Source organism: Spirosoma validum, assembly GCF_014699035.1.
In the GTDB taxonomy this organism is placed as follows: Bacteria; Bacteroidota; Bacteroidia; order Cytophagales; family Spirosomataceae; genus Spirosoma; species Spirosoma validum.
In genome coordinates, this window is sequence record NZ_JACXAA010000005.1 from 1 (window position 1) to 25,374 (window position 25,374).

Consider the following 25,374-nt stretch of genomic DNA (forward strand, 5'->3'; position numbering starts at 1 on the left):
CTTGATGACCTTTGACAAAAGGTAGTCTACCGACGGAGGCACTCAAAAAGGAACGCGCACAAACATAGAATGACAAAAACACTCGTTTTGCTTACTGCAACGCCATTTCCATGTTGTCTAACTCTTCCACCGCCTGCGCGTATTGTTCCTTATTGGGTACGCCGTGGTGCCACTTTAATTGATTTTCCATGTAGCTGATGCCTTTGCCTTTTGTAGTATGGGCAATGATCAGACTGGGTTTTCCGAGTTCGAAGGGCAGCGCATCGAAGGCTTCGGTAAGTGCCTTAAAATCGTGGCCATCAACGTGTCGGACGGCCCAGCCGAAGGCTTCGAACTTATCGTCGAGCGGGTCGGTGCTGCATACATCTGTTGTCGGGCCCGTAATCTGAAGACCGTTTTTGTCGACAATAGCGCAGAGGTTATCGAGTTTATACTGAGCTGCTACCAGAGCTGCTTCCCAGTTGGACCCTTCGGGTAATTCGCCATCGCCCAGGAGTGTGAACACGCGGAATGGCTTTTCATCCAGTTTGGCCGAAATGGCCGTACCGACGCTCAGCGACAAGCCATGCCCCAACGATCCTGTATTCTGTTCGATACCCGCTATCTTTTTCGTAGGATGTCCGATGTAGTGCGACTTGTATTTACACAGCGTTTCCAGATCCGATTCGGGAAAAAAACCTTTATCGGCCAGCACTACGTAGAGGGCTTCGACGGTGTGACCCTTGCTCTGAATATAACGGTCTCGGTCGGGCGATTTTGCCGTTTCCGGACTGACATTCAGTACGTTATTGTAGAGAACATTCAGAATATCGACGCACGACAAACTGCCGCCCGTATGCCCGGCGTTGGCCCCGACAATGTACTTCAAAATATTCCTGCGATACGTAACCGACTTACGTGCTAACTCCTGTTGCGTCATGATTTCTGTTTTTGACAGGACTTTTTTAAAGCCCTGTAAGGGCGGCCTGTTAATAGAAAAATGGCTTTGTCTCCTAGTTCTAGCGCCGTAGGTGCGGCCTGTTTAGCTGACATTTAGGTCGCACCTACGGCGCTAAAAATCTGGCATAACCTTATGACTATTGACAGGACAGACCTACGGCCTTGATTGAGCTACTGAATTTTAAATCCTGTCAGAATAGAATTCTTAACCGAAATTTTTTACCTCCCAGCCCATGTAATTTTCCATTGCTTCTTTAAGAATACCGGCCGTTTTGGAGGCATTCATGACAACGTGGTGCTCGAAGCCGTTCCGGCATACGTACTGCATCAAACCCTGTAGGTTATCGATCTGGGCTACGGCCCGGTTCCCGAACGTATTGAGTGCATCGTCGGTCAGCCTACCCTCACCGATGTAGGCTTTCATAATGCCTTTCGGATCGTCGGTGCTGATACGGCCGAAGGTGAGGGGCGAGGCTGGAGTTCGGCCCGCCAAGGCGCCATACGTATTTTCTTCGCCGACGGTGGTGCCCAGAATAGGAGCCGTGCTGATTTCGATGTCTGGTAAAAACGATTTCGCCCAGTTGCCGCAGTGGAACAGAACGCACTTGTTTTCGTCGTCAGCGTAGTTATTGTTCCAGTCGACCAGCGCGCTTGGCGAGCCTGATGCCAGTTGCATGGCATACATACTCAGCGTACCCGTTACGTCGACTTCGCAGGCGCTGGGGAGCATGTTCTCACTCATGATGCTCATGCTGGTGCAGACGTTACAGCCATAGTTCTGCTGGAGTGATGTCCAGCACTGAATAGCTGTGGCGTCCAGCGCGTGTTCCTGCATAAAATCGTTTAGCACTACGTCTAATTTAGCGATCTGAACCAGTTTATCGTCGGGCGTACGGCCAGTCGGTGTATACGCTTTAATGGCATCGAGCCGGTCTTTCACGGCTTGATCGTCTTTGGTTAGCTTATTGGCGAAACCCAGAATGTGCGACAGGTCGATAGTGACAACCGAAATACCGTTACGTTGCAGGATTTTCTCGCTATACCGTACCGTATTAAATGCTCCCGGACGTGCGCCAACAGCGCCAATGCGAACGTTACGGAGCCCTTTTACCACTCGACAAACGGCCAGAAAATTCTTCAGATCTGTCTGGAAGCTGGGGTCGGAGGGATGTACGACGTGCTTGGTCGTCAGCGAATATTTAATGCCGAACTGATAAAGGTTGTTGCAGACTGAAATTTTACCACACCACGCATCCCGCCGACGCGCTACGTCCATGCGATGCAAATCATCGGGATAAGCCTGAATGAGCACTGGTACGTCCAGGCGAGCGAGTTTCAGCGTTTCTGCTACGCCTTTTTCATCACCGAAATTCGGTAGAACGACCAGGATACCCATAATCTCGTCGGCGTGTTTGCGGAACAGTTCGGCGCATTTCTGAGCTTCCTGAAACGTTTCGACCCCACCGAGTTTGGTCGCCGATTCGGGCAGCATGACCGGATTTATACCAGCTTTCTGGAAAGCATCCAGCAGATCAGTCCGGCACTCGCCAACTAACTTGTCAGGGAAGAAATCCCGGTTACCAATAATAACGCCTAGGGTGATGGGGGTACTCGTTTTCACATTCATGGGCTAGTAGATCGCTGTGCGTCGATCGACAATTCTTCGGTTTGTGGTATCCCTCTAACTGCCGACTGAACAAAGGTAAAAATAGTAAATAGAAAATAAAAGAAAATAATCGAAACAAAAAACGCCCAGTTAACTACTAATCAGGCTGAGATTATCAATAATTTTAGTCGTAATTTATAAAGGAATATAGTTAGGTGCAAGGGCATTCTATTGACCTAGTAGCCTATTCTGATATCTAATTGATAATTAGTTTTAAAATAACCCATAAATTTTCCTTTGCTTTCTAAAGTGTTCCTATTTTTGCTTTTTAATCGTTCTTCTTTACCGATCAAATGAAAAAAGCCCTTTCTATACTCTTTCTACTTTTATCATTCATTTCATCGGGCTTTGCTCAGAATCAGGCTACCTGGATCTGGTATCCGGGCGATTTTGAGATCTGGTTAGGCAACAACATGCAGAACCGACGTACCGAACGAACCACGTTTTTACCCCCTTTCTGGAAGCTGGATAGTCACTATAACCTGATCGATTTCCACAAGGATTTCGACTTGACACAGGCTGAAGACGTAGCGCTTTTTGTCGAAGGTAAATACAACGTCAAGGTCGATGGAAAAGCGTTTCCGGGTTATCCGAAACGGATTACTGTACCGGCGGGTAAGCATAAAGTAAGTCTCAAAGTCTTCTGTCAGGATCGGGTTCCGGCCATTTATGTGCGTGGCAAGAACGTAGTGTCGGATGATACGTGGCTCGTTACGTTTGAGGATAAAGAGTGGATTGACGAAACGGGGAAAGCATCGGATCAGTCGGGGACTACGTGGCTGAAGGCGGGCTCCTGGAATTTCAATGACCCGCAACTGCCGCCGTCGAAGTTTCGACTGAATACCAAGGCGTTATCGGCGGTGAAGACGGATAAACAAAAAGGCTCAGTCTTTCTGGATTTTGGTAAAGAAACCTTCGGGTTTATCAAACTGCATGGGTTGTCGGGTAAGGGAAACATCAATATTTATTACGGGGAATCGCCCGAAGAAGCCCGTGCTACCGCCACCTGCGAAACCACAGATTTTCTGCAAATCGATCAGACGCAGAAACGCGATTCGACTATGAAACTAACCAAAGCGTTTCGATACGTCAATGTGCAATTCGACGGTAGCGTAGTGATGGATTCGGTATCGATGTTATACGAGTTTCTGCCCGTTGCCGACCGGGGTAGTTTTCGGTGCAACGACGAGCAGATCAACCGGATTTACGACGTAGCGACCTATACGCTTCACCTCAACACCCGCGAATTTTTCATCGACGGTATCAAACGTGACCGCTGGATCTGGTCGGGGGATGCCGCACAGAGTTATCTGATGAACTATTACCTACTGTTCGACTCGCCTTCAGTGACGCGCACGATGCTGGCCTTACGTGGGAAAGAACCCGTGACGAGCCACATCAACACCATTATGGACTATACCCTTTACTGGTTCATCAGTATTTACGATTATTACCAATACACTGGCGATAAAGCCTTCATCCAGCAGTTTTACCCGCGTATGCAAAGCCTGATGGACTATTGCCTCGACCGCCGAAACAAAAACGGCTTGCTGGAAGGACTGGCAGGCGACTGGGTGTTCATTGACTGGGCCGACGGGTTGAGCAAGAAAGGTGAAGTTAGTTTTGAGCAGTTGCTGTTTGCCCGCAGTCTGGAAACGATGGCACTCTGCGCCAACATCGTGAACGATACGCCAAACGCGACAAAATACAATCAACTGGCCGCCGACGTAAAAACGAAACTGTTCAGTACGTACTGGAGCGATAGCAAACACGCGCTGGTGCATAGCCGGGTCGATGGGGTAACGACCGACAACGTAACGCGTTACGCAAACATGTTTGCGATCTTCTTTAATTACCTGGACGACGCAAAGAAACAGGCTGTTAAGCAATACGTATTACTGAATCCAAACGTACCGAAAATCACCACACCGTACATGCGTTTCTACGAACTCGAAGCTCTTTGCGCCCTGGGTGAACAGAGTTACGTGACGAAAGAAATGAAAGACTACTGGGGCGGTATGCTGAACCTCGGCGCTACGTCGTTCTGGGAAGAATACAACCCGACCAAAACCGGCGCTGAACATTACGCCATGTATGGTCGTCCGTTCGGGAAAAGCCTGTGCCACGCCTGGGGAGCCAGCCCAATCTATCTGCTGGGCAAATATTACCTCGGTGTCAAACCGACCGCTCCCGCTTACGCTACGTATCTGATTGAACCGCAACTAGGTGGTTTGCAATGGATCGACGGCAAAGTCCCCACACCCGATGGCGACGTCAGCGTGTATTGCAGCACCAAAGAAATCAAAGTAACGGGAGCCGCCGGAACCGGAACGCTGCGTTTCAAAAGCAAAACCAAACCCGTTTGCAAACAAGGGGAAGTTCGTCCGGTGAGTAATGGTACGTATGAATTGACGGTGGAGAAGGGAAAGAGCTACGTTGTGAGTTATAAGCTGTAAGAGAAGATTTTAGCCTTCGTTTTTAGATGACATATTCACGTAGAAAAGCTATGGCTACTTTGCGGCTACGAAAGCGTTCATCGACTTTCATTTGCCGTTTGGAAGCTTGAACCATCGGCCAATAGACTTCATTTCAAGGAAAGCGGCAGAGTTAGAACTTCGTAAAGGCATGTATTTTTCTGAATCTGGAGAGATTTCCCGAAAAAGGGGCATTACGCAGGCTGACTAGAAACTCTGTTCAAAAATTCTTAGATTTGAGCATGGTAACGTATCAGGTTGACATATTAAACCCAAAGGCAGAACGGCTACTTAAGGACCTTGCTGACATGGACCTGATTGCTTTAAAACAAACCAATCAGGATGAGTTTATGCAAGTAGTCGAGCGGCTTCGCTCAAAGGCGGCACTTGACCCACCGACTCTGGCGGAGATAACCGAACAGGTAGAAACCGCACGAAAAGAGCGCTATGCCAGAAAGAATGCATAGGGTTGTTATTGACACGAACCTTTGGATAAGCTTCCTGCTAACCAGAAACTTTAACAAGCTCGACCGGCTTTTTTTCAGGCGAACACTTACTCTTATTAGTCAGTGAGGAATTAGTAGAAGAGGTTGTCGATGTTGCCCAGCGTCCGAAGTTCAGAAAGTACTTTTATCTTTTCGACCTCGCAGACTTACCAAGAAGCCTCAGGCAGAAAGCTGAGTTTGTGAAGGTGAGTTCTCAAATTGACGTTTGACGAGACCCAAAAGACAATTTTTTACTTTCGTTATCGATTGACGGAAAGGCCGACTTTCTGTTAACAGGCGACAAAGACTTGTTAGACCTGACTAGGTTTGGAGGAACTACCATAACAACGATCACGGACTTTCTCCAAACCAATACCACGGACACGTAACAGAGGTAATATGGTGTCAGGTCGCCATAGCCTTACCATTTGTGTTGCCGGTAAACTTTTTCCCAAATTCAAGCACAGGGCTTCTAGCTATCTTACTATCGCCAAGTTGCTAATCGCTATGTTAAAACAACCCAGACAGTACTTTTTGGAAAATGGTAAATTTAGGTAGAAAGACTGTGGCTACCCTGCGACTATTAAAGCGTTCATCGACTTCATTTCAAGGAAAGCAGCTGAAGTAGACCTTCGTAAAGACGCCTGTTTTCCAGAGGCCGGAGCCATTCCCCGAAAGATTGGTTTTATTCTGGAAGACGTGACGTGGGCCAGAGGCTATAACCCTTCTCTCAATTAGCTTTTTTAGGCAAGTTCTCACAAACTCCATAGGAAATTTGTGTAGTTAAATGACTACGCATATATTTGTAGTCAAATGACTACACGATGAACCTACGACGAGACGTATTCCAAGCCATCGCTGATCCGACCAGAAGGGCTATCCTGCTGTTGGTAGCTTCACACGCCATGACGGCGGGTGCCATCGCGGCAAACTTCGACACGGCCAGACCAACCGTTTCTAAACACCTGCAAATTCTGACTGAATGCGAATTGCTCAAGCAGGAGCAGCAGGGCAGAGAAATGATCTATCATTTAAATGCCACTAAAATGAAAGAGATCGCTGATTTTATTGAGCCGTTCCGTCAATTATGGGATGATCGGTTTAATAAACTGGAATCCATTATGAAAAACTACCAGTCAAAAAAGTAGACGACGATGGAGCGAAAAACGAAGGTTCATGCCGAAACGGATAAACAGGAATTAGTGATCACAAGGGAATTCGATTTGCCACTGGAGTTATTGTTTAAAGCGTATGTAGAGCCCGACATTGTGGCGCAATGGATGGGTACGAACGTGCTGAAACTTGAGAGTAAAAAGCATGGCAGTTACCAATTTGAAACCACTGATCCTAAAGGTAATAAGCACAGGTTCAATGGCGTAATTCATGAGTTTGTGCCAAACCAGAAAATCACCCGGACATTCGAAATGGAGAATACGCCCCTGAGCGTCCAGCTTGAGTTTCTGGAATTTGAACCACTCACCGACGACACTAGCCAACTTACTATGCATGTTGTGTATAGATCAGTCGAGCTCAGAGACCAGATACTGAAATTGCCCTTTGCCCAGGGCATCAACATGGCACATAACCGTTTGCAGGACGTAGTAAGCAAATTAAACTAACACCTACTGACAATGAGTACTGAAATTAACAACAAAAAGGAGCTGTTGACCGAACAGCGGGACGAATTACTTAGCGTATTGAAAGCTCGGTTTGAGAAAAATAGGAATCGGCATAAAGGGATCGAATGGGTTAACGTGCAAACAAAACTGGACGCTAATGCTGAAAAACTCTGGTCGCTCAATGAAATGGAAAGTACTGGTGGCGAACCGGATGTTGTTGGCCAGGATAAAGAGACAGGTGAATTCATTTTTTATGACTGTGCTGCAGAAAGCCCTAAAGACCGCCGAAGTGTGTGCTTCGACCGTGAAGGGCTGGAATCAAGGAAAGAAAATAAGCCTGAAAATAACGCTGTTGATATGGCCGCTGCTATGGGTGTTGAGCTTCTGACGGAAGACCAGTACCGGGAGTTGCAGCAACTGGAAAAATTCGACACAAAAACATCGAGCTGGATAAAAACGCCCGCCGATATCAGAAAACTTGGTGGCGCTCTCTTTGCTGAGTTCCGCTACGGCCATGTTTTCGTGTATCACAATGGTGCCCAATCGTACTATGCCGCCAGGGCGTTCCGCGGCTCGTTGCGGGTATAAAAATTTTGAACAGACAGCGAAAGGAGGTGCACATGCTAACATCCTACAATCTCCGGAGAAAATAGCATATTTCGTAAGGGATTATTGCTATTAATTTTGATTTTTATGCTATTTGCTTGCTATGAACCTTAGCCGCACGCTAATCCGCTATTCCTTACTGGCCTTCGCCCTTACGTCGCTCTCGACGGCCTGGGGTCAGACTAATGCGCTCGTTAATACGTCGAAAAGTAAGTTTGCCCGACTGGAAAGTACGGACCTGAATGCCGTTAAATGGACCACTGGTTTCTGGGCTGATCGCTTTGCCGTTTGCCGTGATTCGATGGTGCCGCATCTGTGGGATACCTACACCAATCCAAACGTGAGCCACTCGTTTCGGAATTTTGAGATAGCCGCTGGTCTGGAGCAGGGTAATTTCAAAGGGCCTTCCTTTCATGATGGTGATTTCTATAAAACGCTGGAATCAGTGGCGAGTATGTATGCGCTGACCAAAGACAAAAAGCTGGACGAGCAGATGGATAAAGCCATTGCGGTGATCGGCAAAGCGCAGGCACCCGACGGCTACGTGTACACAAAGGCGATTATCCAGCAAAAGAAGTCGGGCGAAAAAAAGATGTTCGACGATAAGCTCAGCTTTGAAGCGTACAACTTCGGCCATCTGATGACAGCTGCCTGTGTACATTACCGGGCAACGGGCAAAACGTCCCTGCTGAACATCGCCAAAAAAGCGACTGATTTTCTGATTGGTTTTTACAACAATGCCAGCCCCGAACAGGCACGTAACGCCATTTGTCCGTCGCACTACATGGGTATCACGGAGATATACCGCACGACGCACGATCCGAACTATCTGGCACTTGCCAAAAAGCTGATCGACATTCGCGGCCTTTCGGAAGGGACGGATGACAACTCAGATCGGGTACCGTTTCGGCATATGAAAAAAGTGATCGGCCATGCCGTCCGGGCGAATTATCTGTTCGCTGGTGCTGCCGATGTCTTTGCCGAAACTGGCGACAGTACGTTGCTATCAACGCTGGATTTGATGTGGAACGACGTAGTGAATCGCAAAATGTACGTAACGGGGGGCTGTGGGGCGTTGTACGATGGCGTTTCGCCGGAAGGTACGTCGTATAAGCCCGATACGGTGCAGAAAATCCATCAGGCGTATGGCAAAGCGTATCAACTGCCGAATCATTCGGCTCACAACGAAACCTGTGCCAACATCGGCAATCTGCTCTGGAATTACCGGATGCTCCAGATTACGGGCGAGGCAAAGTATGCCGACATTATGGAATTGGAACTGTATAATGCGATTCTGTCGGGTATCAACCTGGGTGGTACGAAGTTTTTTTACACCAATCCACTAAGCGCTTCGGACGATTATCCGTATCAAATGCGCTGGATGGGCGGACGCCAACCGTATATTCGTCTGTCGAACTGCTGCCCACCGAACACGGTACGTACCATGGCCGAAGTAAGCAGTTACGCATACAGTATTTCCGACAAAGGCGTATGGTTGAATCTGTTTGGCGGCAGTCAGTTGAACACTACGTTGAAAGACGGCTCAGCAATTCAATTGACGCAAACCACGAATTACCCCTGGGACGGGGCTGTAAATCTCCAACTGGAAAAGGCGCCGACGAAACCGTTTTCGGTATTTGTTCGCATTCCCGGCTGGTGCCAGGGTGCAACGCTTAAAGTGAATGGTACTGCCGTTTCGACAACCATTCATTCGGGTGAATATGCCGAAATCAATCGTACCTGGAAGGCAGGGGATAAGGTAGAAATCAACTTACCCATGTCGGTGAAACTGATCGAATCGAATCCGCTGGTGGAAGAAAATCGCGGTCAGGTAGCCGTCAAGCGAGGGCCTATCGTATACTGTCTGGAATCAGTAGACAACCCGAAAACGAAGCTAACCAACGTAGCGTTGTCGTTAAAGAATGATTTCAAGCCAACGCCTGTTACGATTGACAACAGCGACGTAGTGGCCTTAGAAGGTGAGGCAAAACTCCTGAACGAAGGCAACTGGACCAATCAACTATATCGGGAAGTATCGGACAAAGCGCCTGCCTCCACCCGCGTACGCCTGATTCCCTACTACGCCTGGGCGAACCGCGGACACTCCGAAATGGAAGTCTGGATTCCATTTGTCCGGTAGCTGTCGTTTTTAATGTGCTTCAATTAAAAAGTACGTTGTAACTTTGCCGTTGTAAGTCAATACGTCTCATCAATGTAGGATCTACTTTCTTTCCGGGAAATCAATAGTGCAGCCGCTATACGGTTCGCTATCGTCATTCATCTCTTTCCGAAAGAAATTATGCTTACTCTACAACATATAGCCTATCTCCATTCTAATAAAGATTTACTGTTCGACAACATAAATCTTACCATCAATCGTCACGATAAAGTTGCTCTGATTGGCAACAACGGTACCGGCAAATCAACCCTGCTGAAGCTCATGGCGGGCGTAGTACAGCCTTCACATGGCTCAATCAAAGTCGATGCAACCCCTTATTACGTTCCGCAACTGTTTGGCCAGTTTAATAACCTGAACGTCGCGCAGGCTCTTCGGGTTGACGATAAATTACGGGCTTTACGGGAAATCCTGGATGGTAACGTAACGGAAGACAACCTGGCCCTGCTCAACGACGACTGGACGATCGAAGAGCGTTGTTACGAAGCGTTGAGCTATTGGCAACTGAATGGCCTGGATTTGACGCAGCCCATGCAAACCTTAAGTGGGGGTCAGAAAACGAAGGTTTTTCTGGCAGGTATTGCTATTCATCAACCCGACATCGTTTTGCTGGATGAGCCGAGCAACCACCTCGATGTAGCTGGAAGACAAGCGTTATATGACTTTATTGAGTCCAGTGCTGCTACGTTGGTGGTGGTGAGTCACGACCGGAAATTGCTGAATCTGCTCGATCAGGTGTATGAGCTAAGCAGGCGGGGCATCGCCGTGTATGGTGGCAATTATGACTTCTACGTAGCGCAGAAAACGATTGAAAGCCATGCGCTGAGTCAGGACATTCACAGCCGGGAAAAAGCTTTACGAAAAGCCAGAGAGATTGAGCGGGAGACGGCCGAACGAAAACAGAAACTCGATGCACGCGGCAAAAAGAAGCAGGAGAAAGCGGGCGTTTCCCGAATCATGATGAATACGCTTCGGAACAGTGCCGAAAATAGTACGTCCCGCTTAAAAAGTGTGCACACGGAAAAAATAGGAGCGATTTCCGAAGAACTGAGTGAACTGCGTAAAGAATTGCCCGACACGGATAAACTGCGGTTCGGCTTCGACAATTCCGCTCTTCACAGGGGTAAAATTCTGTTCTCGGCAACTGACATCAACTTTGGTTATGCTGATCAATTCCTCTGGAGCGAAGCGTTACGCTTCCAACTAACCAGTGGCGAACGTATCGCGCTGAAAGGGCTGAACGGCTCCGGAAAAACAACTCTGATAAAAATCATTCTGGGTGAACTGGAATCCAGTCAGGGAACGGTCTATAGAGCGGATAATAAATCGGTGTATATTGATCAGGATTACTCGCTGATCGATAATGCGTTAACTGTACATCAGCAAGCCCAGCGATTCAATGTTTCGGCCTTGCAGGAGCATGAGATAAAAATCAGACTCAACCGATTTTTATTTACCAAAGACGATTGGGATAAGTCCTGCGTAGCCCTGAGTGGGGGCGAAAAAATGCGACTGATGCTATGCTGCCTGACCATCGGCCAGCAATCCCCCGACATTATTGTTCTGGACGAACCCACGAACAACCTGGACATTCAAAGCGTCGACATTCTAACGGCGGCTATCAATGAATACCAAGGCACGCTGATTGTGGTCGCGCACGACGAATCGTTTCTGGAAGAAATAAATACGGGTCGTACTATTACGTTGGTGTAAAACAGACCGCCGATTTTTATGATACGTATGATTAACCAAGATCACTGTCAATCATACGTATCATAAAAATCGACGGTCTATGTTAAAGCTCAGGTTTGCAACGCCAGTCGGATCGCGGTTTCTACAGGAGCGGATGTAATGGCCGAGTCGCTGATGTTCAGTTCAGTACGTAGCAACAAGGGAGGCTGCGCCATAAACTTGGGGGTGCTGCCACGGTTTGCCTGCGCTGCGTGTGCCAGAAACGGATGACACAGGTAAATACTCCCGGCCTCACCTACAGCGTAGACTTCATCCCTATGCGGCAACGCTTCCAGCTGTTCGGCCAGCTCCATAAACGATAGCCCGGCATCGCCTTCGTCGGCCAGTAGTTTGGCGACATCCAAATGAGAGCCTTTGCGGATGACGGTTGGGGCATCGGTTTCCGTTACGTCCGAATACAAGACCAGCATCAGCAAGGCACGTCCTTTGGAATGTACATTCACTCGCCAGTCAACATAATTGGTGGCATCGGCTCCGGGAAAACTGGCATCCACGTGCCAACCCGTATCCGCCGGTTCTTTATCGGATGGAAAACGAACCGGAAATGTGCCAACATTACGACAGGGAATCCAGTTGCCCGCGCCGATCAGTTGATCAAAAATGTGGTGTAGTTCAGGGCTGTTTACCGACTCGATAAAAGGCGGTTGATCATACATACCCAACCGTACTACGGGTTCCGTCCACGTAGCAGCATCATGTCTGTCGAAGGGAATATCGTTCCATAAACGATCCACTACTGCATCAGCTGTAGCTCTGGAAAAGGCATGATCAATACGGACAAAGCCGTCCTGTATGAAGTTGTGTATCTGTGCTGAATTTAATAAGTCTGGCATACTCATTTCTTTCTGGGATGAGACTGGAGCCAAGTCCGCCGAAGAGCAGCTTGTCCAGTATTCAGATAATAAATTTAATGGTTATAGAAATCCCTGATCCCGAAGCTATTGGGACGATTTTGGGCAACGATGCCGCAAAAAGAAATGATTATAACATAGGAGCCATCCTCATGCTGACAAAGATATAAAATCCTTTTTTATGAGCGAATGGATACTGAATTGCCATAAAATAGGTAATCGTAAACCCAGGCTAATATTGTACAATTTTTAGAGAAAATGGTGGAGATTAAGGTTGATTCAAACCAGTAAGTTTGCCTCGTTAGGCGTAGTTTTCGTACTACGTTCAGCACACATCCAAAATGGAACGTATCACAGCCACTTACTACATCGAAACCCCCTTTAGCTCCGAATCAGCAGCAACGGTATTGGCCGGCGAGCAATCGTCCGGTACGTTCGTTGCGGTGCCGGGCGAAACGGAAGAACTCAAATATCGGTTTGCGGCTCGTGTCGAATCGATTGACCATTTGGAAACCGTTTCGGAATCCGCGATTCCAGGGTCGACCAGCCCATCCGGTACGTATCATCGGGCACGAGTAACGGTATCCTGGTCGGTCGAAAATTTTGGCTATAATTTGCCGGTGCTGATCTCAACCTTACAGGGAAACCTGTATGAGATTCGGCAGTTTACGGGCTTAAAACTTCTTGATATACAGTTGCCTGACTCGTACGCTGATCAGTATGCCGGTCCGGCGTTTGGAATTCCCGGCTGTCGGCAACTTACGGGCGTTCAAGGTCGGCCATTAATTGGTACCATCATAAAACCCAGTATCGGTCTGACGCCTGAACAAACGGCGGAGCTGGTGAAAACGCTGGCCGAAGCGGGTATCGATTTTGTAAAAGACGACGAGTTAATGGGCTCATCGGCCAACTCGCCATTCGGGAAACGGGTAGACGCGGTAATGGATGTCATCAATCGGCATGCGGATAGAACGGGCAAAAAAGTGATGTATGCCTTTAACATCAGCGGGGAGATTGATGAGATGTTACAACGCTACGAAAAAGTGGTAAACGCTGGCGGCACCTGCGCCATGGTCAGCCTCAATAGCGTTGGAATTTCGGCAACGAAGAAAATCTGCGACCAGCGGGCATTGGCTATCCACGGACATCGGAACGGCTGGGGAATGATGACGCGCCATCCATTGCTGGGGATTGAATTTCCGGCTTACCAAAAATTATGGCGACTGGCGGGCGTCGATCAAATCCACGTGAATGGTATTCAGAACAAATTCTGGGAGTCGGACGACAGCGTCGTGCAATCCATTGAAGCGTGTCTGACGCCCATGTTTAGTGGTTACTCAGTCTTGCCGGTGGTATCGTCCGGGCAGTGGGGGGGGCAGGCCCCCGAGACGTATCGCCGGACTAAAACGATTGATTTATTGTACATGGCGGGTGGCGGTATTCTGGCACACCCTATGGGACCGTCGGCTGGGGTAATAGCTCTGCAACAAGCCTGGCAAGCCGCCGTCAATGGATTAAACGTAGCAGAAGCCGCCGGGAAATATCCCGAATTTGCGAAGTCAGTTGAAAAGTTTGGCGGAAAGTAAAAATAAGTATCGTGTGAATTTGTCATCACAACGCAGGAGGGATCTTCGGCAACTGGAATAAATTGCTGTTAGCGAAGATCCCTCCTGCGTTGTGATGACAAAAAAAAGTTTTAGTGCATTATGAGCATCTCCCTTGCACTGGCCTACTACGGCGATGATTTTACGGGTTCTACGGACGCGCTGGAATTCCTGAGTCGGGCGGGACTGAAAACGGCCCTGTTCATTGAGCCGCCAACCCCCGAGCGTTTAGCGACCTATTCCAATCTGGACGCTATCGGTGTAGCGGGTCTGACGCGTTCGATGGCTCCCGACGTGATGGAGCAAACGTTACGTACCGCTTTTGTGGAACTGCGCCAACTGGGCACTCGCCATGTGCATTACAAAGTCTGTTCTACGTTCGATTCGTCGCCAATTGTCGGTAGCATCGGCAAAGCGATTGATGTGGGGCAGGAAATCTTTCAGAAGAGTTTTATCCCCCTGCTGGTGGCTGCTCCATCGCTGGGGCGCTATTGCGTATTTGGGAATCTGTTTGCCCGTATGGGTATTGGTAGTGCAGGCACAATCTACCGGCTTGACAGGCACCCGTCCATGAGCAAGCACCCCGTTACGCCCGCTGACGAGAGCGATTTGCGTCTCCATCTGGCTAAGCAAACAACGAAAAAGGCTGGTTTGCTGGATATCCTGCAAGTTGTTAAAAGTCAGGAGAGTATTCAGAATGCCGTTACGTCGTTGTTGCAGGACAATGCCGAAATTATTCTGTTCGATGCGCTTTACGAAGAGCATCTATTACCAATTGGCGAACTGATGGACTCATATGGGCATCCGCAGAATCCGTTGTTTTTGGTTGGATCATCGGGCGTTGAAATGGCTCTGGGAAAGTATTGGGCAAAAAAAGGCGATTTACAACCCGTTACGTCCTGGCCGAATCCGGGAAAAGCGTCTCCGTTGCTGGTGCTGGCGGGGAGTTGCTCTCCCGTTACGTCCGGGCAGATCGTTTGGGCGAAAGCAAATGGGTTTTCTGAAATCGTTCTGGACGCTCAACAAATTCACGATCATGCTACGTTGGGGGCAGGCCTGTCCGACTACGTTCAGAAAGCGATTGACCAAATCCGTCAGGAACGTAGCGTTATCGTGCACACAGCAGGAAGTTCAGCGCAGCAGGGTATTACGTTGTCTTCGGAGAAGCTTGGTACAGCACTTGGATTGATCGCGAAGGAGGTAGTACGTCAAACGTCGGTCAAACGCGTCGTGGTAGCTGGTGGCGATACGTCCAGTTATGCGGCTCGGGCAATGGGTATCGAGGCCGTCGAAATGATTGCGCCGTTGGTTCCTGGTGCCCCACTTTGTAAGGCAACCGCGCCTGGTTCGTCGTTGGATGGCGTTGAGGTGAATGTCAAAGGCGGGCAGGTCGGCGCTGAGGATTATTTCGGTGTGCTGCTGGAAGGACGAGTGTTTTAGAAAAATAGATAAAGAAGACAGGTCGGTATGACCCCGACGGGGTCAAATGTTTATAGCCAATATGTCTTCTATAGACATTTGACCCCGTCGGGGTCATACCGACCACAAATGATAAATTTAACAACAGCATGACTCCCAAAACTCTAGGCCTAATCCATACATCCGCTACGTTAGTTCCTGTTTTTCAACAGCTTTGTAACGACTATTTGCCGGGCATACAGACGTTCAATATCGTTGATCACAGCCTGGTCAGGAATATCATCCAACGCGGTGAACTAACAACCGATATTGCTCGTCGCGTTGGGCATTACGTTGGTTCCGCTGAGGATGCCGGTGCTGATTTTATTCTGGTAACCTGCTCATCCATCGGGGCGGCTGTGGAAGCGTCGGCAGCACTGACCAACGTGCCGGTGTTACGTGTCGATCAACCGATGGCCGACAAAGCCGTTCAGATAGGAAAACGAATTGGCGTGATTGCTACGTTGCCCACAACCCTTGTTCCCACCAGCGATCTGGTTCAGCGTCGGGCGGCCGTCGCTGGAAAAGAAATCGAACTGACCTCCGTTCTCTGCGAAGGCGCGTTTGATGCGCTGATGAGTGGTGATGCGTCCAAACATGACGCAATGGTGGCTACAGCGCTAAAGGATTTGAGTACGAAAGTAGACGTCATTCTTCTGGCGCAAGCCTCGATGGCGCGTGTGGTCGATACGCTGGATGAGGCCGACAAAAAAGTGCCCATTCTGGCCAGTCCTCCCATTGCCATTCAATATTTAGCAGAGCAGTTGGTGTAGTATCCGGATTTTGTCATCCCAACGAAGGAGGGAGTTCGAATTCCCTGACGCTTAAGATCCCTGCGCCGGGATGACAAAATTTCCTTCCTTTCAACCCGTACTAAACCCATGAAACGAATCTCTTTAGTTATCTCCGCTCTGGCCGTTGTCGCCTTGTTGCTTGGGTTGCTTCTGCAAAATGCTGCCATCTGGCAACCGGCGGCTGTTGTCACGGTGGTAAGCTTCGCGCTCGGGATGAAAGTCATTCCGGCTCTGAGAACGTATCAATACACCGCCTGGATCATTGTGGCCGTGGTAACCGCTATGATTTATCCGGCTGCGTTTACGAAGTGGGGGTCGTTCGATTTGCGAAATAAATGGCTCATTCTGCTCATTATCCAGTCAGTGATGTTTGGCATGGGAATTCAGATGAGCATTCGCGATTTTTCGGGGCTGGCCAGTACCGGAAAAGGAGTCGCTATTGGGCTGTTTTGCCACTTTACAATAATGCCGCTGATGGGGCTTTTCCTGACAAAAGTCTTTCAGTTCGAGCCTGAAATTGCAGCGGGCGTTATTCTGATCGGTTCCTGTTCCAGTGGATTGGCTTCGAACGTAATGGTGTATCTGGCGAAAGCGAACCTGGTTTTATCGGTCGTCGTCACGGCAATGGCTACCTTAGCAGCTCCGTTTCTAACGCCCTTGTTGCTGAAGCTGCTGGCCGGTACACTCATTGAAATCAAGTTTGTGAACATGATGATGGAGATCATCAAAATTGTGATCATCCCCATTTTCGCGGCTCTCCTGCACGATTATTTGAAAACGGCGTCGGCTAGCGGACGGCGAACCGTCAACATCCTGTTTGGCCTATCGCTGGGCTGGCTTATCGCGTTGGCTATTGGGTTGTGGTCCTTTTTGGAGACTAACGTAGCAAGCCCCGAAGCGCTTCAGACGCTCGAAATTTTCAGCTTTCTTTTGGGCGCTGTGGTAGTTGGTTTCTTGTACCACCAATTGGCAAAAGCCCATCCCCGGCTGGATGAGTTGATGCCGTATTTATCTATGTTCGGCATTGTTTATTTTACCGCCGTAACCACCGCAGCCGGTCGGGATAACCTCATGAAAGTGGGCTTCCTGCTGTTCATGACATCGGTTATTCACAATGGGGCTGGCTACTTTTTCGGCTACTGGCTTAGTCGCCTGTTCGGTCTCGATAAGAATTCAGCCCGAACCGTTGCGTTTGAAGTGGGCCTGCAGAACGGTGGTATGGCTTCGGGTCTGGCAGGTAGCATGGGCAAGTTAGGTACCGTTGGTTTGCCAGCCGCCGTATTCAGTCCGTGGATGAATATCTCGGGTTCGATACTGGCAAATTACTGGCGCCGGAGACCCGTAACCGATACGTCGCAGGAAGAATCTGTAAGTGCTGTGATTACGTCAAATACCGTAAGAAATGCTACGGAATAACGCTCGGTTCTAGTTAGAGTAAGGTTCGATACAGTCAATTCAGAGCAGCATCGGAAGTTTGTATCCAGCGTCGTAAATACGTACCGTTCGGGTTCAAACCTCCGATAACTGTTGCTTAACAACCGCAATGCCACGGGTTATTTCGGCATCAAAATCTGTCCAGACGCATTCCAGCGATAAGCCTCCCTGATACTTTATTTGTTTCAGCGCACGGAAATAGGGTCTAAAATCGTCGCCTTTGACACCCGGAGCGGTTCGGCTTTGCTTTTCTGCAATGTGACAATGGGTTATGTATTCGCCATACTTAACGATCTCCTCGGGCCTTTCGTCATCCTTGAGCATGTGGTAGATATCGCATTGCAGACGAAACCAGGGATTGTTGACTGCCCGAATGATTTCGACACCTTCAGCCAGACTATTGATAAAATTCGTTTCGCTCCGGTTCAGCGGTTCGACCGCTAACGTAACACCATGTTTTTCGGCTAAGGGAGCCATCTTCTGACAGAGCGCAATGTGCTGTGCTTTGGCAGTAGCCCGGTCGAAGCCATCCGGAATGGCCCGCGAACCACCGCTGCCAAAAACGATATTCTTCGAGCCGCACTCCTTTGCCCGTTTAAGCGCCAGGTCGGCCCGCTGTAAAATAGCCTCGTGGTGCAAATCTGGCCCAACCGACTTGAGCTTGCCCGGAAAGAAATAGATGTAGGATCGAACCGGAACGTTTTCTGTTTTCAGTGCCGACTGATTTTTTTCGTATTGTTCATCCCCTCCTGTATCGGGGATCAGAAAATGACCGACACTTTCCTCGACAAATGAATACCCCAGTTTTTTTAATAAATCGGCTTTGTCATACGTAGTACAGACCCCCAGCGGCAGAGTTAACCCGGCAGTTGTTTCCCCGGCAATACCAGCTTTAGCCAGTCCATCCACTACGGTCATTCCGGCAAAAACACCGGCGGTATGCTTTATAAAGTTTCTTCTTGAGGTAGAATGTTCGAATAGATTCATGGGGCTCGGAACTAAGGCGGTAGGTTTTATTAAAATAAAGAGATGAACGAAGTAAACTTACCTTATAAATCCCCGAATTTCGGCTATACTTAGACTATTCCGTCCGCCCTGTTGGCCAATAGTTCGTAAAAAGCGACCTTGATCCAATTATTCTGCTTCGTTTAGTTTCTCGTTGGCCTCTGCTAGATCATCGCCTTCAGGCTGGGGAATTTCTATACCCTTGTGCGTCTGATCCCCTACGTAGGTGAGTGTCACCAGCATCGGAAAATGATCCGATCCGCAGTTCGGTAAACGCTGGATGGCCTGTAGCTGAAAATGGCAGGAAACGAAAATGTGGTCTAAAGGCCAGCGCAGGAAAAAATAACGGGCATGAAACGTATTGTAAAGCCCCCGACCAATACGTGGATCTAATAAACCGCTGATTCGCTGAAACAGACGCGTGGTGTGCGACCAGGCTACATCGTTCAGGTCGCCTGCAACAACGACCGGGCCGGATTTGGTTCGCGCTTCTTTCCCCACCAGAATCAGCTCCGCATCCCGTTCCGTAGATCGATAGTGCTCCGTGGGGCTTGGCGGCATCGGATGAACACCGTAGAAATCGCATAATTGTCCCGAAGGCAATTCAAGCTGTGCGTAAATCGAAGGAATATCATCCTGGATCAGAAACCGCACTTCACGTGAACGAATCGGAAACCGGGAATAGAACAACAGCCCGTACGTATTTTCCAGCGGGTAAAGTATTCTATGCGGATAATATTCCTCCAGATCAGCCAGCGCATCCTGCCATTTCTGATTCGCTTCCAGTACTAATACTACGTCCGGCTTATGTTTCTCTGCCAGCGCTTTTACCTCTGGCATATGGGTATTCTCCATGAAAACATTCGCTGTCAAAAACCGGATCGTGTTCTCTTTTTCCGACGTACTTCCCTTGTGGTGAGAAAAGGAGAGGATCTGTTTTTTATGAAAGGGGGTAAAGGGGTAAATCAGCCAGAATTGGTACAATAACGTTGCCAACAACCCGACCGGCACGATGAGCAGAAAACCATCCATATGATGCCCTACGGCCAGCCAGCCCAGCAATCCCAGAGCAGCCAGCGCGGTCAGCTGCAAATGCGGAAAGTCCCATATGCGAATCCACCAGTAATCGAGCCGGATCAGGTTAATAAACGAAGCAAGCGTAATACAGATTGAAAAGGTAAGCAAAACTAAATCTGGGACGGGCATGATCGTGTCAGAAATGGCAGTTGATAAGCTAACTGCAAAAACACAATGAAGTTTATGACATGCCTTATACGTACCAATAAAAGATGATCAGTGCTACTGAAAGTACGATCCTGGCCAACCGTACAGGGACCCATGTTTCTCCATCAAAAGTTCAAAAATTTCAAAAAGTTGTACCATGCTAATATTGTACAATTTTTAGAGAAAATGGTGTAGTTTAAGGCTATTTTAATCCGCTAAGTTTGCCAGTCTCTTCTAGTTTCCGGCTACCGCATACATCAGAAAAGGCCAGAAGAAAAGAAGTTGTAATGAGCTGTTTTTGGACAGCAACGTACTATTTATCAATGCGTTGTCAATAGCTATTCCTTAATTATCTTTCTCGCACTCATTCTTATGAAACACATTCGTACCTGGTTTTTTAGCCTGTTTGGGCTGGTTCAGGTGGGCTTTTCAACTGTAGTTTTCTCGCAAAGTTTAGCCAGCAGTGGAACAAAGCTAGTCAGGCTTCCGGTAACCCAGCTGGCTGCGGTTTTTCCCACATCGACCTCTGCCGACTTGCCGGGCAACCAGCCTCTTGTGGATAGACCAGTCAAAGGAATCGTAAGAGACGAAAAAGGGCAGGGATTACCGGGCGTAAGCGTAGTGATTAAAAATACTACGCAGGGTACCACGACCGACGTGAATGGGGCCTACCAGCTTACCGCTCCCGACGGACCGGACGCTACGCTGGTGTTTAGCTTTGTGGGGTATCTCTCGAAGGAAGTACCCGTTGGCGCTCAATCGGACGTGAACGTAACGCTGGAAGTCGACAGTAAGCAACTGAACGAAGTAGTTGTCGTGGGCTACGGTACGCAGCGCAAGCGTGATCTGACCGGCTCGGTGGTATCGATCAAGGGCGACGAGACGATTAAACTGCCCGTAACATCGCCGATAGAGGCCCTTCAGGGTAAAATTCCGGGTGCCGACATCACCCGTAACAGTGGGTATGCGGGGGCCAATGCCTCTATCCGTATCCGGGGAAACCGCTCCATTGCCAATCCGAGTAGTTCAAACAACGTACTGTACATTGTCGATGGCGTGCAGGGCGTCAACGCGAATGATATTAACCCGAATGATATTGCTTCGATCGACGTATTGAAAGATGCTTCTTCGACTGCTATTTACGGGTCACGCGGGGCCAATGGCGTTATCATCATCACAACCAAACGCGGTAGCAGTGGCAAGGCCAAGCTAAGCTACAACGGGTACGCGGGCATATCGGAAGTAGCGGGGTATGGCAAGTTTATGACCGGCCCCGAATACATTGCGTTTCGGCGCGAAGCCTATCGGGCATCGGGCACCTGGAGCAGCCCCGCCGATGATTCGAAAATCTTCAACCCCCTTCAGTTGGATGCTATCCAGAAGCAGCAGTTTCCAGTATGGCCCGACATGTTGCTGAAACCCGGATTCCAGCAGGATCATCAACTGGGTATTACCGCCGGTACCGACAAAACCAAGATCTATTTCTCGGCGGGCTACTATAACGAAAAAGGGATTCTCCGAATGGACGAATTCAAGCGATATTCGGCCCGTATCAACGTCGATCAGACCATCAACGACTGGGTTACAGCCGGTATTCAGGCTCAACTGGCTTACATCGACAACGATGTGCGCAGGGACCCGTTCAACCGCGCGTCGAACATTCCACCGCTGGGTACGACCTTCGACGAAAATGGCAACTTTCAGTTGTTCCCGCTGGGCGGCAGCGTCGTTAATCCGCTTGCCGATGAACAGCCCAACGCCTACAAGCGAAACAATAAAATCAATCGCGGTACGCTATCGACCTACCTCGAACTGAGGCCGTTTAAAGGATTTACGCTACGTTCAACACTGGGAGCCATTTTTTCAACCAACGAATTGGGGAGCTACTACAGCCGGAACACCATCGACGGTGCAGGCACCCGGGCGCAGGCATCGATCACCAGTAACCAGAGCCGCAACCTGAGCTGGGAAAACGTATTTACTTACAAGCGCGCCGTTCAGGATCATTCGTTCACCGTTACGGGCGTAACCAGTTACCTGTCGTTTACCAATACGTCGAGTTTTGCCGGGGGTAACAACCAGTTGATTCCGGCGCAGTATTTTTATAACCTGGCTGCCGCGAACCAGAATCCGTTCTGGGGCAGCGGTTACACTCAGAACAAACTGATTTCGTTTACGGGCCGCGTTAATTACAGCTTCAAGGATAAATATCTGTTGACCGTTACGGGCCGCAGCGATGGCTCGTCGAAACTGGGCGAAGGGCACAAATGGGCGTTCTTCCCGTCGGTAGGGCTGGGCTGGCGGATCAGCGACGAAGCGTTCATGCAACAGCAGAAGGTGGTGACCGACCTGAAATTACGGGCCAGCTATGGTATATCGGGTAACGACGTAATCAACCCTTATGCTACGCAAAACTCACTCGCCACGGTTTCGTTTGCCTATAACGACGCCAACGCGGCCAACGCTTACCTGATTAACCAGACCATTGGCAACCAGGATCTGAGGTGGGAACTGACCACTACGGCCGACGTAGGTCTGGACGTTGGATTGCTCGACAACCGCATTACGGCCAATATCGACTATTACGATGCGCTGACCAATGACCTTATTTTTCCGTATACGTTGCCGCAACTGACGGGCGTAACGACGGTAAACCGCAACATTGGTAAGACGCGCAACCGGGGACTTGAAATCGGGATTACCACGCAGAACATGCGCCGGAAAAGCTTTACCTGGTCGACCAACCTGACGTTTGCCCGCAACCGCGAAATGATTGTTTCACTGCCTAACGGCAACGTGATCGCTGATGACTACCGCAATTCGCTCATCGAAGGAGAGCCCTCGCAGATTTATTACGATTATAAAAAACTAGGCATCTGGCAATTGGGTGAAGAATCGGAAGCCACTAAGTACGGCGCGATCCCTGGCGACATCAAGATTGCTGACCTGAATAACGACGGCAAAATCAGCGGCCTGGACCGTACCATTATCGGCTCCCGTGTGCCATCCTGGACGGGCGGTCTCAGCAACGATATTCGATTCAAAGGCTTCGATTTGAACGTACTGTTTATCGCTCGCGTGGGTCAGTGGATCAGTTCGGATTATTACGCCAAGTATAACCGCAACGGGGGCAACAACGGCGCCAGCATCGATTACTGGACACCCGAAAACCCCACAAATGACTACCCGCGCCCCAACGCCACCCGAAGTTCGACCTACGTAACGACGCTGACCGAACGGCAGGCTTCGTATGCTAAACTCAGGAACGTAACGCTGGGCTACACGTTCCCAAAAACGATGACGAACCGGTTCAAGATCGACAACCTGCGGCTATACGTATCGGGCAGAAACCTCGCCTGGTTCTCGAACCTGAAAGATTTCGATCCCGAAAACGAAGGCGTTATCGATCAGCCCTTGACACGCCTGTATGTATTTGGCTTAAACCTCGGTTTTTAATCTCAACGAAATACGATCTTTCACTCTTCATAAGATGAAAACATATCTGAACTATCTGGCGATGCTGGGGCTGGCGGCTACATTGCTAGCCTGCACCAAAGATTTGCAGGAATACAACCCGGCTGGGTCGACGGCCCAAAGCCTGTTTACAACTCCCGAAGGCATCGAAGCCGGTGTCAACGGAATCTATACCTATAACCGGTATTTCTACGGGAAAGAAGAAGGACACGGCCTCATGGAGATGGGTACCGACATCTGGACCAACGCAGCCAACAACAACAGCTCCGGCACGAACGGTATTTTTCCTCAGCTATCGCTCACAACGTATCAGGGCCTGACGACCGACAACGTCTGGGTGAAAACCCGGATGTGGCAGCAGTGTTATGCGGCTGTTAATCTGGCTAACAACGTAATGAAATACCTACCCGCTTCGGGCATAAATGCAGCTCGGCAGAAGGAACTGGAAGGCGAAACCCGTTTCCTGCGCGCCTGGTATTATTACCATCTGGTGGAGAGTTTCGGACCGATACCGCTTCGGCTGGAACCAACCGAAAGCATCGAAACAACGGCGACCCGCGCATCGGTCGATGCGGTTTACGACCAGATTCTTCAGGACCTCCAGGCTGCGGTTACGGCCATCCCGACAACCACTACGGAGTATGGACGGATCACCCGCCCGGCAGCCGAAGCGTTTCTGGCGAAGGTGTATCTGACCCGGGGTAAAAATCAGGAAGCCAGCAACTACGCCAAAAAAGTCATTACGGCCTACAGCTACAAACTGTTGCCGACATACGCCAGTTTGTGGACGTTTACGAATCAGCTGAATACCGAAATACTCTGGGCGGTCAATTACTCGACCAATCTGGCGTTCAATGCCGGTAGCAACATCAGCCACACGCTGTATCTGATGGAATACAATACCCAGCCAGGTATGAAACGCGATGTAGCCAATGGTTTTCCAAACGTACGCTACATGCCGACCTTATTTCTGCTCAACCTGTTCAACGAGCAAAACGATTCACGGTATTATGCTTCCTTCAAAGCGGCCTGGAGGGCGAATGAAACCGATGCAACGAAACGCCCGGCGGGTATCAACGTGGGCGATACGGCCATTCTGACGACGAAATATCCAGTAACGGCCGCGTTCCGACAATCGAAAAAATACAAGATTTACGACGTCAATGATATGTACAAAGCCGATGGCACACCTAATGATCGATTCCACTACGTATCGCTTCAAAAGTTCGACGACCCGACGCGGGCGACGGATGCCACCACCGAAAGTGCGCGCGATGCCTACATTCTGCGACTAGGCGAAGTGTATCTGCTGGCGGCTGAGGCCCAGCTGAATTTAGGCAAGAAAGACTCGGCCGCTTATTACCTCAATGAAATTCGGACGCGGGCAGCTGTACCTGGTCGCCAGGCGAATATGCGCATCGCGGCTGCCGACGTAACGCTTGACTTCATCCTGGACGAACGTGCCCGCGAACTGGCGGGGGAACAGGTCCGCTGGTTCGATCTAAAACGGACGAATAAACTGGTCGAGCGGGTGAAAAAATACAACCCCGATGCGGCCCCAAACATCCAGCCTTTTCACGCGGTACGTCCTATTCCGCAAAGTGAAATCGACGCGGTAACCAATAAAGGAGAGTTTAAGCAGAATGACGGGTATTAGGTCGCTAAGATTCTATAATTTCCAGCGAAAATGATGGAGATCGATGGTGGTTAAATTTGGTAGCTTTGTCAATGATCAGCCAGCTTAACAGGCACATTTGAGTTGGCTCCGTAGGGATGGCCGGTCATGGAAAGAGAAACCGGATCGTATTCACAG

The 25,374-nt window shown here is 49.4% G+C and carries 18 protein-coding genes and 1 pseudogene; 14 read left to right on the top strand and 5 right to left on the bottom strand.

Annotation, left to right across the window (positions count from 1 at the left end; genetic code table 11):
• Window positions 1–91: 91 nt before the first annotated feature.
• Together IC230_RS14535 and IC230_RS14540 are read right to left on the bottom strand one after the other, a co-directional pair.
• The gene (locus IC230_RS14535) at window positions 92–919 is read right to left on the bottom strand and encodes a transketolase (RefSeq protein ID WP_191039770.1); all 828 of its coding nucleotides are present in this window, start codon (window positions 917–919) and stop codon (window positions 92–94) included.
• 225 nt (window positions 920–1,144) lie between these two features.
• Window positions 1,145–2,566 carry an L-fucose/L-arabinose isomerase family protein gene (locus IC230_RS14540; protein WP_191039771.1) on the bottom strand — a complete coding sequence of 474 codons (1,422 nt, stop codon included), beginning with the start codon at window positions 2,564–2,566 and terminating at the stop codon, window positions 1,145–1,147.
• A 332-nt stretch (window positions 2,567–2,898) separates the two neighbouring features.
• Between IC230_RS14540 and IC230_RS14545 the strand changes: the two genes are divergently transcribed.
• From IC230_RS14545 to IC230_RS14580, 8 genes and pseudogenes are all read left to right on the top strand, one after another.
• Window positions 2,899–5,061, top strand: coding sequence for an alpha-L-rhamnosidase-related protein (locus IC230_RS14545; protein WP_191039772.1), 2,163 nt, complete (start codon window positions 2,899–2,901; stop codon window positions 5,059–5,061).
• Window positions 5,062–5,321: 260 nt separating this feature from the next.
• Entirely contained in the window at window positions 5,322–5,546 is a 225-nt protein-coding gene (locus IC230_RS14550) for a hypothetical protein (RefSeq protein ID WP_191039773.1), read from the top strand.
• A gap of 260 nt (window positions 5,547–5,806) precedes the next feature.
• Window positions 5,807–5,953 (top strand): annotated as a pseudogene (locus IC230_RS34790) (hypothetical protein); the annotation flags it as partial.
• Between the two features lie 435 nt (window positions 5,954–6,388).
• The gene (locus IC230_RS14560) at window positions 6,389–6,712 is read left to right on the top strand and encodes an ArsR/SmtB family transcription factor (RefSeq protein WP_191039774.1); all 324 of its coding nucleotides are present in this window, start codon (window positions 6,389–6,391) and stop codon (window positions 6,710–6,712) included.
• Between the two features lie 6 nt (window positions 6,713–6,718).
• Window positions 6,719–7,183, top strand: a complete 465-nt coding sequence (locus tag IC230_RS14565; protein ID WP_191039775.1) for an SRPBCC family protein — start codon at window positions 6,719–6,721, stop codon at window positions 7,181–7,183.
• Window positions 7,184–7,195: 12 nt separating this feature from the next.
• Window positions 7,196–7,771 (top strand): DUF4256 domain-containing protein, encoded by a 576-nt coding sequence (locus IC230_RS14570; RefSeq protein WP_191039776.1) that lies wholly within the window; start codon window positions 7,196–7,198, stop codon window positions 7,769–7,771.
• A gap of 121 nt (window positions 7,772–7,892) precedes the next feature.
• Window positions 7,893–9,929 (top strand): aceric acid hydrolase, encoded by a 2,037-nt coding sequence (locus tag IC230_RS14575; RefSeq protein WP_191039777.1) that lies wholly within the window; start codon window positions 7,893–7,895, stop codon window positions 9,927–9,929.
• 159 nt (window positions 9,930–10,088) lie between these two features.
• Window positions 10,089–11,678 (top strand): ABC-F family ATP-binding cassette domain-containing protein, encoded by a 1,590-nt coding sequence (locus IC230_RS14580; RefSeq protein WP_191039778.1) that lies wholly within the window; start codon window positions 10,089–10,091, stop codon window positions 11,676–11,678.
• A gap of 89 nt (window positions 11,679–11,767) precedes the next feature.
• Here IC230_RS14580 and IC230_RS14585 read toward each other — a convergent pair whose 3' ends face one another.
• A complete protein-coding gene (locus tag IC230_RS14585; RefSeq protein WP_191039779.1) occupies window positions 11,768–12,550 on the bottom strand; it encodes a phytanoyl-CoA dioxygenase family protein in 783 nt (260 codons plus the stop codon).
• Between the two features lie 359 nt (window positions 12,551–12,909).
• On the opposite strand from IC230_RS14585, the gene IC230_RS14590 reads away from it, so the two are divergent.
• From IC230_RS14590 to IC230_RS14605, 4 genes are all read left to right on the top strand, one after another.
• Window positions 12,910–14,154 (top strand): ribulose-bisphosphate carboxylase large subunit family protein, encoded by a 1,245-nt coding sequence (locus tag IC230_RS14590; RefSeq protein ID WP_191039780.1) that lies wholly within the window; start codon window positions 12,910–12,912, stop codon window positions 14,152–14,154.
• A 120-nt stretch (window positions 14,155–14,274) separates the two neighbouring features.
• Window positions 14,275–15,612: a four-carbon acid sugar kinase family protein gene (locus IC230_RS14595; RefSeq protein ID WP_191039781.1), complete on the top strand. Its 1,338-nt coding sequence runs from the start codon at window positions 14,275–14,277 to the stop codon at window positions 15,610–15,612.
• 128 nt (window positions 15,613–15,740) lie between these two features.
• Complete coding sequence (locus IC230_RS14600) at window positions 15,741–16,403, top strand: aspartate/glutamate racemase family protein (RefSeq protein ID WP_191039782.1); 663 nt, start codon at window positions 15,741–15,743, stop codon at window positions 16,401–16,403.
• Window positions 16,404–16,511: 108 nt separating this feature from the next.
• Window positions 16,512–17,840, top strand: coding sequence for a bile acid:sodium symporter family protein (locus IC230_RS14605; protein ID WP_191039783.1), 1,329 nt, complete (start codon window positions 16,512–16,514; stop codon window positions 17,838–17,840).
• A 93-nt stretch (window positions 17,841–17,933) separates the two neighbouring features.
• Here IC230_RS14605 and IC230_RS14610 read toward each other — a convergent pair whose 3' ends face one another.
• Window positions 17,934–18,845, bottom strand: a complete 912-nt coding sequence (locus IC230_RS14610; RefSeq protein ID WP_191039784.1) for a sugar phosphate isomerase/epimerase family protein — start codon at window positions 18,843–18,845, stop codon at window positions 17,934–17,936.
• Window positions 18,846–18,992: 147 nt separating this feature from the next.
• Window positions 18,993–20,069 carry an endonuclease/exonuclease/phosphatase family protein gene (locus IC230_RS14615; RefSeq protein WP_191039785.1) on the bottom strand — a complete coding sequence of 359 codons (1,077 nt, stop codon included), beginning with the start codon at window positions 20,067–20,069 and terminating at the stop codon, window positions 18,993–18,995.
• 390 nt (window positions 20,070–20,459) lie between these two features.
• On the opposite strand from IC230_RS14615, the gene IC230_RS14620 reads away from it, so the two are divergent.
• Together IC230_RS14620 and IC230_RS14625 are read left to right on the top strand one after the other, a co-directional pair.
• Entirely contained in the window at window positions 20,460–23,543 is a 3,084-nt protein-coding gene (locus tag IC230_RS14620) for a SusC/RagA family TonB-linked outer membrane protein (protein WP_191039786.1), read from the top strand.
• A gap of 34 nt (window positions 23,544–23,577) precedes the next feature.
• Window positions 23,578–25,218: a RagB/SusD family nutrient uptake outer membrane protein gene (locus IC230_RS14625; RefSeq protein WP_191039787.1), complete on the top strand. Its 1,641-nt coding sequence runs from the start codon at window positions 23,578–23,580 to the stop codon at window positions 25,216–25,218.
• Window positions 25,219–25,374: the final 156 nt, after the last annotated feature.